Origin of the sequence: Microbacterium flavum (assembly GCF_018717645.1) — a bacterium.
Classification (GTDB): domain Bacteria; phylum Actinomycetota; class Actinomycetes; order Actinomycetales; family Microbacteriaceae; genus Microbacterium; species Microbacterium flavum.
On record NZ_JAFLHG010000008.1, the window covers coordinates 19,782 to 33,275 of the forward strand.

The 13,494-nt window shown below is 68.5% G+C and carries 10 protein-coding genes; 3 read left to right on the forward strand and 7 right to left on the reverse strand.

Features of this window, described 5'->3' with window-relative positions; all coding sequences use genetic code 11:
* Window positions 1-3: 3 nt before the first annotated feature.
* From J0P97_RS09615 to J0P97_RS09635, 5 genes are all read right to left on the reverse strand, one after another.
* A complete protein-coding gene (locus tag J0P97_RS09615; RefSeq protein ID WP_215487574.1) occupies window positions 4-1,251 on the reverse strand; it encodes a hypothetical protein in 1,248 nt (415 codons plus the stop codon).
* 81 nt (window positions 1,252-1,332) lie between these two features.
* The gene (locus J0P97_RS09620) at window positions 1,333-2,055 is read right to left on the reverse strand and encodes a hypothetical protein (protein WP_215487575.1); all 723 of its coding nucleotides are present in this window, start codon (window positions 2,053-2,055) and stop codon (window positions 1,333-1,335) included.
* 186 nt (window positions 2,056-2,241) lie between these two features.
* A complete protein-coding gene (locus tag J0P97_RS15935) occupies window positions 2,242-4,803 on the reverse strand; it encodes a right-handed parallel beta-helix repeat-containing protein (RefSeq protein WP_215487576.1) in 2,562 nt (853 codons plus the stop codon).
* Between the two features lie 214 nt (window positions 4,804-5,017).
* Window positions 5,018-6,571 (reverse strand): glycosyltransferase family 39 protein, encoded by a 1,554-nt coding sequence (locus J0P97_RS09630; RefSeq protein ID WP_215487577.1) that lies wholly within the window; start codon window positions 6,569-6,571, stop codon window positions 5,018-5,020.
* On the reverse strand, window positions 6,568-7,953 hold the full coding sequence (locus J0P97_RS09635; RefSeq protein ID WP_215487578.1) for a tyrosine-protein kinase domain-containing protein: 1,386 nt from the start codon (window positions 7,951-7,953) through the stop codon (window positions 6,568-6,570). Before J0P97_RS09635 ends, J0P97_RS09630 begins: the two co-directional genes overlap by 4 nt.
* A gap of 162 nt (window positions 7,954-8,115) precedes the next feature.
* Here J0P97_RS09635 and J0P97_RS09640 point away from each other — a divergent pair, with 162 nt between their 5' ends.
* From J0P97_RS09640 to J0P97_RS09650, 3 genes are all read left to right on the forward strand, one after another.
* The gene (locus J0P97_RS09640) at window positions 8,116-8,721 is read left to right on the forward strand and encodes an arsenate reductase/protein-tyrosine-phosphatase family protein (RefSeq protein WP_215487579.1); all 606 of its coding nucleotides are present in this window, start codon (window positions 8,116-8,118) and stop codon (window positions 8,719-8,721) included.
* 141 nt (window positions 8,722-8,862) lie between these two features.
* Window positions 8,863-10,005, forward strand: coding sequence for a glycosyltransferase (locus tag J0P97_RS09645; protein ID WP_215487580.1), 1,143 nt, complete (start codon window positions 8,863-8,865; stop codon window positions 10,003-10,005).
* 31 nt (window positions 10,006-10,036) lie between these two features.
* Complete coding sequence (locus J0P97_RS09650; RefSeq protein ID WP_215487581.1) at window positions 10,037-10,876, forward strand: DUF707 domain-containing protein; 840 nt, start codon at window positions 10,037-10,039, stop codon at window positions 10,874-10,876.
* Here J0P97_RS09650 and J0P97_RS09655 read toward each other — a convergent pair.
* Window positions 10,873-11,985, reverse strand: a complete 1,113-nt coding sequence (locus J0P97_RS09655; RefSeq protein WP_215487582.1) for a polysaccharide pyruvyl transferase family protein — start codon at window positions 11,983-11,985, stop codon at window positions 10,873-10,875. The two genes, J0P97_RS09650 and J0P97_RS09655, sit on opposite strands and share 4 nt — an antisense overlap.
* Window positions 11,982-13,493: a lipopolysaccharide biosynthesis protein gene (locus J0P97_RS09660; RefSeq protein ID WP_282836926.1), complete on the reverse strand. Its 1,512-nt coding sequence runs from the start codon at window positions 13,491-13,493 to the stop codon at window positions 11,982-11,984. The genes J0P97_RS09655 and J0P97_RS09660 overlap by 4 nt, the downstream gene beginning before the upstream one ends.
* Window position 13,494: the final 1 nt, after the last annotated feature.

Consider the following 13,494-nt stretch of genomic DNA (forward strand, 5'->3'; position numbering starts at 1 on the left):
GGGTCAGCGCACTCCGACGTCGTCGACGAGGGTGCGACGGGGTATGGCGACGACGGCGAGTGCAAGGGGAAGGAGCAGTACGGACGTGTAGACGGGGCTGAAGGCCATGTCCCATACCCCGCGGATGACGAGATAGACGGCGACGGTGGACAGCGTGCCCGTTGCCATCGCGTGACCGGTTCCGCGCAGCAGCACGATGACGCAGAAGATCGCGAGCACTGCGCCGACGATCCCAAAGGTGATCCACAGATCACCGAGCGTCGAATGGACCTCGAAGGACGTGCCGAACATGTATCGCTCGACGTAGCCGTTGTTCGGGTCGTATCCGAGGCGTGCCATCCCGCTCTTCGCCACGAGGATCTGCGTCGGTGTCGGGATCGCCCCCGCACCGTATCCCCACGGGTTGGACGTGATGAGCGCAACGGAGGCCCCCATCTCAGGCCTGCCGCCTGTGAGGACCGATCCCGAAGCCGCGACCTGGGCCTGGGTCCGCTCCTGGAGGTCGTCTCCCAGCATTCCGTCCAGGATCGCGGCCTGCAGCAGGAAGTATGCGCCCGCAGCGACGGCAGCCACCTGCGCATAGCGGAACACCACCCACGCGCGTCCGCGTCGGACCCCGTCGGCGGCGGGAGTGATGGTGAACGACACGGCAACGGCGATCAGGAGGAAGCCGGCCGCAGAGCGGGAGCTGAAGGCAGCGTTGACGGCGATCAAGAGTAGCCCCACCACCGCCTGAGGGATCGGCCGCCGGTACACGAAGGGCAGTGACAGCGCGATCAACGTCAGCGGGAGCCCGAGGTCGAACTTCCACGGGTTCAGCAGGTGGATGCCACCAATAGGGACGCTGACGAGCATGCCGGTGGCGAACGCGAGGATGATTCGCCGTGCCCCGGTGCGACCACGCGCCCAAAGAAGAACGGCGAAGGCGAAGGCGAGGCTCAGAACCCGCATGCATTGCGCGATCGCGAGTGATGTCGAGCTCGGGGCCGATGAGAACTCCGCGATCAGCAGTCCCGTTCCGACCGTCGAGAACACGAGAATGCACAACGCGACGAAGGAGCGATAGCGGCGACCTCCGTTGAGGACCACCGGGAGGAGAGCGAGGCCCACGACGATGCTGAGTGGGGTGTTGTACGGCAGCGGCACGTCCACACCCACCAGAACTGCGGCGACGAGCGCAGCGCCCGTCTCGAACCGCCCCGAACGTGTATCGATGAGGGCGGGACTGCGCCCTCCGCTCGCCTCGCTCATATCGCCGCTCGCGGCGCCGTGAGTCGCTCACACAAGGTGCGGACTCCCCGCCGGCGCTCGTCGATCGTCACGTGAACGGTCTCAGACGCGCAGGCCGGGGGCGACGACGTGAAGGAGCTGACGCGCGCGTCGCTTGAACCGTTGGCGGGGTGAATCATAATCCCGCTGGTCGTGACCGCGAACGCCGGTCAGATGAGGCTCGGCTCCGAGGCGCGCTCGGACCGAGAGTCCGTGTGCTGAGAGCCCATCGATCAGGTCGTACATGACGACGGACCCGGACGCGGCGCGAAGGTCATCGATTCGAGCGGACAACAACTGCCACGCGCGACGGTTGAACCCGAAAAGATAGAGGTCCGCCCATTTTGAGGGGTAACGCCTTAGCGTCACAACAACGTCCGCACCGGGGTCGGAGGCCTCCACGACGCGTGCGAGATTCTTGATCTGGTAGCGCCCCGTGAGCTTCCAGACGCGATCCCCGTCGCTGACGACCTCGCCGACCTCCCCGAGGGCGGTGTCGATCAGCAGCATCTCCGAGTAGCCGCGGCCGTACTTCCCCGCGGAGTCGTCCATCTTCACGGGGACATAGACGACCTCAGCTTCGGACCCCGCGAAGGCCGCGTCGAAGCGAGCGAGGTCGAAGCCGCTGTTCTCGCAGACGAGGATCTTGTCGAAGAGGGCGGTGGCGCCGGACGAGACGAGAAACCGGAATGCGTCGACGTACTGCTCGAACCGCTCGTCCGGGCCACGGACGGCCAGGGCGCCCATCTCCGGATGGGGCGTCACGGTGGCCGTCAACAGGAGCACACGGCGAGGCTCTTCGCGGGTCACAGCGGTCTCCATCACGTCGGCGAAATCTGTGGGCCCGAGTCCGCCGCGAGGGTGCTCTGGGAAGAGGCATCGAAGGTCTGGGCCGACTCCGATTATAGTTTGGCGACTCCTTCGACGTGGAAGTCGGTAGCCCGGGCTCCCAGCCCGGGCTACCAGCCCGGGCTACCGACGCGAGGCGCCGACGAACCGCTGGCTCGCGCTCACCCCCCACGCGGAGGCGATGTCCGAGGGGAGGGCGACGGCGACCGAGGACGCCTTCGCGATGGCCCCGCCCATGTCCTCGAGCTGAAGGGCGGAGGAGGTCATGGCGTTCGTCCACGACTTGTTCTTCGCGGCGCTGAGTTCTGCGGGCGTCTGATAGCCGACGAATGAGCTGTTGTCGCCGAGCCCCCACGCGACCATGGTCGGCCCGCCGGCTGCCTTGTTGTTGAACAGGTTCCCCGTGATCACCACATTCCAGCCGTCGACAGCCCGATTGGTGGCGGAGTCGTTCGCGCGGATCGACCACCGCCCCCCGCCGCCGAAGACGTTGTTGCTGATGGTGATGTTGCGGGTGATCCAGGGCACGGCGGGGTCGATCCCCATGCGGGGGTCGCGCCCCGTGGAATGCGTCGCAGAACGACGCTCATCCTGGCGCAGGCGAACGCCGTTGTCGGCGTTCGATCCGAACTCGTTGTTGTAGATCCGGACATTTCCGGTATCGATCACCTGGATGCCGGTGCGCGACCCCGTCGAGACATTCCCCGCGATGATCGCGGTGTCCGAGAGCTCGAGCTGAATGCCGGTGGAGCTGTTGTCGTTCGTCGTGTTGCCCAGGATCTTCAGATTCCAGCAGCTCTCATCGAACCAGATGCCCCCGCCGTCGTTGTTGTTGACGACGTTGCCCGACACGGTGACATTGCGCGACCGCGTGATCTTGATGCCGCCCGCGACGGGGATGTCGTTGAAGTGCTCGGCGTTGTTGTCGGTTACGACCGAGTTCTTGAGGACGAGGTTGTACGCCTGATTGACGCCGATCCCCATGATTCCGTTGCGCCGCACGGTGACGTGGTCGACGACGCTGTCGTCGTTCTGCACGGCGAGACCGATGTAGGCGCCGTCCTCGATCACGAGATTCCGTACGACGGCACCGGTGTTGTGCATGCGGACCTGGGCCGTTGCGCCGTACGTCGTGGCGTACCGACGCACGCCGAACCCCTGGAGCGTCGTGTCCTTGGACGTGACGTCGAAGGCCTGTCTCAGGTCGCTCGCCCGCACGTCGCGCCCGCTCGGATTCGTCCCGAGGATGAGCTTGTCAGCGGCATCGTCGACGGCGAACGTGCCCGCGACCACCTGGGCCGCGGTGGCGACCTGCCGGAGGGCCACACCGTCGACGAACAGCTGGTCGGGCCTGTTGGCGTTCGGATAGGCGCTGTTCACGAACATCGACGCCTTTCCGCCCATCGAGCTGTCGAAAGACGCGGTCCACCCGCTGCTCACCCACACCGAACCCGACTTCGACCAGTTCGTCACCGGTGTCGATCCATCGAACCAGACGGCTTCGTTCGGGTACGCCTGGATGGTCAGGGGCTTGTTCGAAGGAATGGAGACCGCTTCGTGATACACGCCCTTGCGGATCACGATCGTCGCGCCCGCCTTGGCGGAGTCGACAGCCTTCTGCACGGACGCGAAGGGCGAGGACGCCGAGCCTGATCCCTCACTTCTCGCGCTCCGGTCTACGAAGAGCGCACCGCTGGGTGCCGCGTAGGTGGCACGTCCGACGTCGACGGATCCGGCGTTCCCGGAGGTCGCGGGTGACGGTGAACCGGTGCCGGTGCCCGTTCCGGTTCCGGTGCCCGTCCCCGTGCCGGGGTCCGTGGTGGGTGCGGCCGTGGGGGTCGCGGTGGGGGTGGGGGTCGCGGTGGGCGTGGCGGTCGGGGTGGGCGTGGGGGCCGGGGCAGTCGTCCCTCCGCCGGCGGTCGACAATGAGGATGCGGCGTCGGTGTACGCAAGATCATCGAGGCGGAGAACCGTGCTCTTGCCGGCGCTGCGCGATGTGTATCCCCAGAGGCCGACCCTGCCGGAACTCGTGATCCGGGAGTGCTCGGCGTCGGTGACCGACAGCTGCGGCGCACCCTCGGAGGAGCCCTTCGGGGACAGTCGCGCCTGGATGCTGACGGGCGATTGACCGGTGATCGAGTAGGACAGCGTGTACCACTGCCCGGACGTCATCGCAGTGTCGAGGCGCACCGACGACAGCTGCTTCTCGGCTCCGCGGTCCAGGCGCGACACCGTCAGGGAGGGTGTGCCGGAGGCGTCGAGTTCGAGACGGCCTCGGTACGCGGATCCGTCGGGCTGATAGCGGAGGATGAACGCGAAGTAGGTGCCGCCGGCGATCTGGTCGAGGCGGACAGCCACATCGGCGCGGACATCGCCCGCCCCGGTGTCCCCGGCCAGAACCGACACGGAGGTCCCGGCGTTCATCGCCAGCCGTGCAGAACCGCCGTCGACGGAGAGCGCGTCTGCTGCGTACGACCCCGAGTATCGGCCCGCCGGTGCGGCACCCCACCCGCCCGTCGCGGTCCGTGAGAAGTCGTCGGAGAAGACGGCCGTGGGGGCAGCCATCGCAGCCTGCGGAGTCAGGACCGCGGCCGCCACCGCGGCGACGACGACCATGGTGATGCGCGAAACCCACCGCCGTGATCGTGCGGCGGTGAAACGGTGAGGGCGAGAGGGTGAAGTCACGTGTGCAGCTCCTGGGGAGGGAGTCACCGCTCGACGGTGCGGCGTCATTGGGGATGATCGCACCTGGGCATCCGGGTCGATGCGGTGGGTGGGGGGCACGGTCGGGTGTGCCCTCAGGGTCAGTGAAACCATAAGCGCGCCGACCAGACGGCCTCGACCGGATGAGACAACTCTCACACCGTCGGCGCCGAGCGGCCCGCCGGCGGTGAGGGGGTCACTCCGCGGCGGTGTACTCCACGACGACGGTCGACGGGCCATCCCACACGACCGTGCCGACGTATCCGGCGTCGCGCAGAAGCGTATCCGATCCCGTACGCACGAGGGGAGGTCCCTTCTTGCTGTACAGGGCCCACACGCGCTGCGTCCCATCCGGGAGGGGCAGCGCCTCGTCCAGTCCGCGGGAGGAGCCGTCGAGCGTGGCCGACTGTGCTCCGGTCTCCTGGAGCGTGAGGTCGGTGAGTCCGACGAACGCCCCGGGGTAGGCGTAGGCGATGCGGCGCGAGGTGAGGTGCGCCGTCCCGGACGGGCCGTCGGTGTCGCGGGGGGCGAAGTACATCGCGTCGCCCGCGTCGGCCTGCGACTCCACGACGCGCGCGGCGGCGGACCAGTCGCTGCCCGACTTGGCGAAGGGGATGCGCTGAGAGGTGAACACGATAGCGATCGCCACCACGTAGACCGCGACGAGAGCGATGGCCGCGGCGCGGGCGCGGATCGTGCGGACTCCGACGGCGATCAGGATCGCCCCCGCCGGCGCTACCAGCGTCAGGTAGCGGGGCTGGTAGAGCGGCGCGACGGCGACGGCGTAGCCGGCGACGATCACGGTCGGGATGATGAGCCATGGCATCGCGACCGCCAGGATCTCACGCTTGCGGTCGCCCGGCGCCGTGCGCCGAAGGACCGCCAGCGTGATCAGGAACAGACCGATCGCTGCCGCGGCCACTGCCCCGATCTGCCAGGCCCGAGTGAACCACGCCGGAGCCGCCTCCGCCGTCGGGGTCTCGCCGAGGAACAGCTGGTTGACGAGGACCTTCCGGGCGATGCTGAGCGGGTTCCGGTCGCCGAGGCCCCCCAGCTGGCCCTGCTGCGAGCGTGCGAGGAGCAGGAGGGGAGTGGTGACGGCCACCGCCAGGGCCGCGGCGACGGCGAAGCCCGCAAGGGTGCGACGCGTGCGGGGGAGCAGAAGGACCGTCGCGGCGTGCGCGACGATCACCAGCACGACGTAGATGTTGATCAGGACGCCCGCTGCTGCGACCAGGCCGTAGGCCGCCCACGCGCGGGGAGCAGAGGATCGCACGGCCCGGACGAGGAGGTAGGTCGCCCACGTGGCCGCAAGTGCGGAGAAGATGAACGGCCGGGCCTCGATCCCGCCCCATGCGACGCGCGGGAGCGTCGCGCAGGCGACCGCGGCAAGCCATGCCGTGGTTCCACTGGCGATCAGTCGCGTGAGCGACAGGATGCCGAGGGCGGTCGCACCTGCGGCGAGAGCGCTCGGCAGTCTGACGGCGAAAGGCGAGTCGCCGAAGACGTGGATCCATCCGCTCATGAACGCGTAGTACACGCCGTGCACGGCGTCGATGCGCTGGAGCAGCGCCCACAACTGCTCCGGGGTGCGCGTCGCCGCCGACAGGGTGACCGCTTCGTCCGTCCAGAGCGACACCGACGGCGACATGAGCATCGCCAGTGCGGCGGCGCCGGCGAAGAGAGCGATCGAGGCGAGAACGCCCGGCGCGGGGGCTCGCCTGTGCGAGGTGGCCCCGACGGCGGTCACGCGTTCGTCTCTACCTTCTTCGAGGTCGCGCGTCGCCGACGCTTCTCGGGTGTCTTCTCGTAGTAGGGCCCCAGGTCGACCTGCTTGGCGCCGTTGAGGATGATGCCGATGATCGGTTCCCTCGTCGCTTCGAGGGTCGCGAGAGTGCGGGTCAGATCCTCGCGCTTCGTCATGCGAGACCGGGTGACGACCACCATGCCGTCGGTCGTCGAGGCGAGCCACAGGGGGTCGCTCACGGCGAGCACAGGTGCGCTGTCGATGATGACGTAGTCGTACTCGTCACGGACGGATTCGATGAGCTGGCGCAGGTGATCCGAGGTGAGCAGCTGGACGGGGTTCGGCGGGAGCACACCGCTCGTGAGGACGTCGAGGTTCGGCTGCCACTCCTGGATCGCCTCGCTGACCGACACGTCGCGGAGCAGGACGGTCGTCAGTCCGACGGCTCCCTCGAGCCCGGTGAGCTCGGCGATGGACGCGCGACGCAGATCGGCGTCGATGAGCAGCACACGTGCGCCCTGCTCCGCCATGATCTCCGCGATCGACACGCTGACGGACGACTTCCCCTCGCCGGACGTCCCCGACGTGACGAGGATCACCTTCGTGACGCCGTCGACGTTCGCGAACCGGAGGTTCGCGACGATGTTCCGGGCGGATTCGGTGACCGAGCCGCGCGGCGCGGTCCGCACGACGGTCGCGAGTGTCGTGCCCGCACCCGCCTGGTACAGCTCGCCCAGGAGGGGCGTATCGGTCTGCGCGGCGATGTCGGCGCGCGTGACCACTCGGGTCGCGAGGAGTCGGCGCAGGATCGCGAACACGACACCGAGGAGGAGCCCGATGACGGCGCCCGCTCCGACGAACAGGCGCACATTCGGCGAGAATGGAGACTGCGCGATCTTCGCCGGGGAGATCGTCTGCACGCGTACGGCGGGCTTGTTGTCGGCATTCTGCGGGGAGAGGTCCTGAACGGCGCCGGCGAGCTCCTCGGCGACGGCATCGGCGATGCGCTGCGCGAGAGCGGGTTCTCGCGCGACGACGGAGATGTTGAGGACGACGGTGTTGAGGGGTGACTCGACCGAGATCGTCTGCGCGAGCGCCTGCGGCGATGTCTGCAGATCGAGCGAGCGGATGACCGGTTCCAGAACGGTCGGAGATGTCGCGACGACGGCATACGTCTGAACGAGGTTCTGGACGTAGCTCGAGCCCTGGACGAGTTCACTGGTGTTGTCGCCCCGAGCCGGGATGACCATCACGGACGACTGCGAGCGGTAGAGATCGGGCTGGAACTGCGCGTAGGCGTAACCGGCCAAGCCGCCGAGAGCTGCGAGCGCGACGATCACGAACCAGTACTTTCGCAGCGACGCGATGTATTCGCGCAGAGTCACAGTGCCTCGTCTCGTTCGGGGCGGGTTGCGCACGCACTCCGCATGCCTATTCTGCCTGGTCCGCCGGGTTCTTCCGAGTCGGAGACGCGATCCGCACAGTCGTGGCCATGGCCTCGCTGTCGCCCGTAGGGTGGATCCGTGCCACCATCCCCGAGGGCGGTCGTGACCAGCCGCATCCTTTTCGTCTGCGCGCAGAATGTGTGCCGTTCGGCGTATCTCGCCGCCGTCGTCGGTTCGGACTTGGATCGCACCGGCGCGGGGTACGACGTCGTGAGCCGGGGGGCGCACGCGGACCCGGGTCTCGCCATGTGCTCCGTCGCCATGGCCCGGCTCCCTGAGCTCGCCGCCGCACGCGGGGAGGCTCACCGCTCCCGCATCCTGAAGCGCGGCGACGTGGATCGTGCCGGTCTCATCCTCACCGCGACGGGTGCTGAGCGCTCGGCCGTCGCCCTGCTCGACCCCGCAGCGCGACGACGCTCCTTCACCGTGCGGGAGTTCATCCACCTCGCCGCGGTCGACGGCGGCGCGGGGCTGGAAGGCGGCAGAGGATTGGCGGAGCTCGTCGCCCTCTCGAACGGGCGGCGCGGGGCACCGATCCCCCCGGCTGCCGCCACGCGAGGGATCTTCGGCCGACGCAGGACCGCGGCGTCGCCCCTCGACATCCCCGACCTCCACCGCGAGCGTCGGGCAGCGCATCGCGCACTCTTCGCGGAGCTCGACGCCGATGCCGCCGCGCTGCTGCGGCTGCTCGCGCCGCCTGCCGGATGACTCCGCGCGAGCGGCGCGACTGGCCCGGAGGGCCGGCGACTCGATAGAGTCTGAGTGGGGACTGCGTCGCGGGGGCGAGGCATGAGCAGCGGCCGCATGCGCGGGCGCGTCGGGTCTCCGCGAGTCAGCTCCGGGGGAAGCGTGGATCTCACCGTCATCGTGCCGACGTACAACGAGGCTCCGAATATCGCTGAGCTCGTCACGCGCATCGCACACGCCACCCGCCCGTGGAAGACCGAGATCCTCTTCGTCGACGACAGCAGCGACAAGACTCCGGAGCGGATCCAGCAGGTCGCGGCGGATTCCGCGATACCCGTGCGCCTCATCCACCGCGCAGATCCCGTCGGAGGCCTCGGCGGCGCGGTCGTGGAGGGTCTGGCTGCCGCCTCCGCGGACATCTGCATCGTCATGGACGGAGATCTTCAGCATCCGCCGGAGGCGATCCCCGACCTGGTCGCCCGGATGGATGCCGGCGACGCAGACGTCGTGGTCGCGTCGAGGTATGTGGGGGACGGTTCGGCACACGGGCTGTCGGACCGGACGCGTGTCCTGGTGTCGCGCGCCTCCACGACGCTCACGCGCGCGATGTTCCCGGTGCGGTTGAAGAACGTGTCCGACCCGATGACCGGGTTCTTCCTCGTCGATCGTCGCGCGATCGATTACGACTCCCTGAAACCCCGCGGGTTCAAGATCCTCCTCGAGATCCTGGCTCGCCGTCCGCTGCGCGTCGTGGAGATCCCGTTCCACTTCGCCACGCGGTTCGCAGGGGAGTCGAAGGCCTCGATGCGTCAGGGGCTGCATTTCCTCGCGCAACTCGGGGCCCTGAGGTTCGGGAAGATGTCCGCGTTCGCCCTCGTCGGCGCCCTCGGCGCGATCGCGAACGTGCTGATCGTCTGGGTGCTCGTCCGATGGGGTGTGAACTACGTCGTCGCCGCAGTCGTGGCCGCCGAGGTCACCATCGTGGCGAACTTCCTGATGTTCGAGAGATTCGTCTTCTCGGACATGACGGGCCAGGCATCCGGATTCGCGTCGCGCTTCGCCAAGTCGTTCGCGTTCAACAATGCGGAAGCGCTGGTCCGGATCCCGATCGTGGCCGTGCTGGTCAGCGGCTGGCATCTGTCCGCGGCCATCGCGACCGCGCTGACGCTCGTGATCGCCTTCTTCGTGCGATTCTTGTTCCACGCGCTCGTGGTCTACGCCCCGCGCTCGGAGAAGCGCAGCGACCGCGCGCAGCGGGCCCTCGCGGAGATCGATCGACAGGCATCCCTGCCCGGAGAGCTGTGATGGCGCGGGTGCAGGCGAGAGGGTGAAAGGGGTGGGTGTGCGCATTCGGACACGGGGGTATGGGATCAAGCGGGCGGCGCGGCGCGTCGCCGAGCGGGTGGACGACGCGTACGCGCGTGTGCTCGCCGGTCTCACGTTCCGGACGCCTCCGTCATCCGTCGTGGTCGTCGGCATCTACCGCGATCCGGAGCCGATCGCGAGCGCAGCCCGTGAGCTGCGCGCGGGCCGGCATCACGTGGAGATGCGTCTGGGTGCGATGGGGGACACGCCCAGGGAACTCCTCGACGACACGGCGGCAGATCACCTCACCGCCGGCAAGTTCCAGAACCTGAACGTCCTCACGGACGACATGGGCGATCCCGACTGGCTCGTGATCATCGACGACGACGTCGTGATGCCGAGGGGGTTCCTCGATCGCGCGATCGAATTATGCGAGCGCCTCGATCTCGCCCTCGCCCAGCCGGCCCAGACCCGCCAGAGCAACGCGAACTGGCCGTTGACGAAGCGACGGCTGCTGACCGTCGCTCGAATGACGGACTTCGTGGAGATCGGACCGGTGACGCTGATCCGGCGTGATGCGATGCAGATCCTGCTGCCTTTCCCGGCCGACCTCCGGTACGGGTGGGGGCTGGACTTCCATTGGGCGCAGCAGATGAAGGATGCGGGGCTGCGCATGGGGGTGATCGACGCGCTCGCCGTGGTTCACGCGAGCCGGAAGGTCGCGAGCACCTACTCGTGGGACGTTGCCCAGGAAGAGGGGACGGCATATCTCGCCGGGGTGCCCCATCTCCCCAAGGACGTCGCAGAGGGTGACGGCGGTACGAGGTATCGGCTCGTGCCACGGCCGACCGGTCGGCCCTCTCGCGGCTAGGCGATCCCGAGGCGCTGCAGGACGCTGAGCATCGCCGCGGTCGCCGCGTGTGCGTTCGGTCGGGGATCATGGTGCGTTCGACTGCCCAGCCGTGCGCGCAGCGCCCCAGCGAGGTCCGCTTCGTCGACGCCCTCGACGGGAGGCGGCGAGGGGCACGCCGCGAACGCCTCGCTGGTCTTCTTGACCCCGGGTACGAAGACCGGCGTGCCGAAGGATCCGGCGACGATCGCCGCGTGCATGCTCGTCGTGAACACGGCGCCCGCCGCCGCGAGAACCGCGGTGATCTCGTCCGGGTCGAGGCCGATCAGTGCGCCCACACCGACGGCACGCGCGGCATCCGCGAGCACCCGGTCCTCGCCCGAGTAGGCGCCCAGCGAGAGGACGGCGGTGGGAATGCCACGCAATGCGACCAGTGCGGACTCCACTCGGGCCTGCGGCCATCCGTGGAAGGTCGCCGCATGGAAGATCGCGACCGGCTCGTCCACGCCGAGGCGCTCGGAGAGGAGCGCCGCGCCGCGCGTTCGGGCCGCCTCGGGCTGCATCAGTTCTGCGAGGCCGAAGATCATGTCGGGAGCGAGGACGATGCTGTCCGGATCGACCCCGGCGGTGCGGAGCTGTTCCGCACCGCTTGCCGTGCGTGCCCAAGCGGCCTTCACCTGGGAGAACGCACGAGCCACCTCGGAGGTCGGGGGCGGGGTGTGGATCCCCACCGACACGAGAGCCGTCGGGGCTCCCGGGATCCAGGGGAGAGTGGGCATCCAGGCACCGGGGCCATCGGCCAGGTGTCGGCGGGCGAAGGACTCGGCTCGCCACTTCAGCAGGCGCCCTCGCCGCCGCTCGTGCGGAACCGACATGTGGTCCAGCGCCACGGTGAGAGTGTCGAAGCGGATGAGGTCACCGCCGCCGACGAGTACCGCGGCTGCCCCGCTGCGGCCGATCTCCGAGTACGGGCTGATGGGCTCTCCTGATGCCGTGGTGCCGGCAAGGGGCGCGAAATACGACGGGCTCACATCGACGCCGAGCTCGCGGAACAGATGACGGCTCGCCCCCGGGTAGAGCTGGTCGCCCCAGTTCGACACCGAATAGTCGCCGACCTGTGCGATCTTCATGCATTTCCCTTCGAGGCAGCGGCGGCTCTGTCGAGATCCGCACGTCTCATGCGCCGCCGCACCAGAAGGATATTGGGAACAAGTTGACACGCCACCACGCCGACGATCGATCCGATCAGCGGGCCCGGTGCCCCGAGCAGAGGTGTGAGCACGATCGTCAGCGCGAGATTGATTGGCAGCAGCAGCAACGTGAAGTAGGCCTGGAACCGAAGTCCCGGGGCATCCGTCAGATACATGCCGAACGGGTGCTTAGCCGCGTCGACGACGATGAACACGCTGAATGCGAGCAGTACCGGCCATCCCACGGTGATCGCGCCACCCGACGCCAGCTGGGAGAGCAGCCCGGAGAGACTCCACATGATCGCGCTCGCGATGATGCCCATCGCCGCAAAACCCCAGGCCATCACTTGGGGGGAGAGCGGGCTGGAGGAGCCCGTGCTGCGCGCTTTCGCGAACACCGGCCAGAGCGACATCCCCGCCGTGGCGACGACGACCAGAAGGGGCGTGAACATCTGCGCAGCGAGACTGTATTCCGTCAGCTGCGACAGGGTACCGAGGTGGCTGAGAACCAGACGATCCGATGCGGTGGCGAGGGGGACCGCGACCATCTGGATGAGCATGGGCCACGCGACGTCGAAGACCTTCTCGCCCCGCTCCCGCGGGCGGAGGGCTCCGCGCACCGCTTCGCCGAGGGTGGGATTGATGTGCCGCGCTGCCAGCACGAGCCCGATCACGCTGATCGTCAACGTCGCCGCGTACGAGGCGACCGCGATGAAGCCGCCCTGTGCCCCGGCCGAGATCGTGAGCCAGAGCACCAGCAGCACGATCGGCGTCTGCAGCCCGCTCAGCAGCACGACGAGCGTGTTCTTGCCGAGCGCGATGAGGATCCGCTGGCCGAAGGAGATGAGGAGGTTCAGCCCGAGGGCGATGAGGCACAGCGTCGCCGCGAGAGAACCGGACGCGAGCGTCAGACCGTCGCCGAGGATGTCATCCCACAGCCCGAGTGCGTAGACCGCGAGGGCGGTCAAGATCAGCACTGATGCGCAGCAGGCGAGGATGCGGATGCAGGAGATCAGCACACCGCGCAGGTGGCGGTCCGAGCGCGGGTCTGCTGCCGCCGCCGTGGCGTTCATGATCGCCGCGGACAGTCCGAGGTCGGCGAAGGGGATCATGGCGGCGACGCCGACGAGGAGGATGTACTGCGCGTAGGCGCCCTCGCCGTAGTTGTCGATGATGAGTCGGGTGACCATCAGACCCAGAACGGCGCTGATCGGCATCACCACGAGTCGTGCGGCGGCGCTGCCGCCGACCGACGTGAGGATGCTGCGGCGGCTCTGCGCGGGAGCCGTTGCGCTCGGGGTGGCGGCGCCGCGGCTCGCGGTCAGCTCCGCCTCGATCAGCTCCGCCTCGATCAGCGCGTCGTCGGCGGCGCCGATGTCGGCGGGGTCGCCGTCAGCGCGCGCGATCCCGTCGGCGCGCGCCGCCGCGTCACGCGCAGTGGTGCTCACG

What these genes read in the sequence shown, in the direction of transcription:
- J0P97_RS09655 (WP_215487582.1), bottom strand. Translation starts at nt 11,985, where the DNA reads ATGAAGATCGCACAGGTCGGCGACTATTCGGTGTCGAACTGGGGCGAC.
- J0P97_RS09615 (WP_215487574.1), bottom strand. Translation starts at nt 1,251, where the DNA reads ATGAGCGAGGCGAGCGGAGGGCGCAGTCCCGCCCTCATCGATACACGT.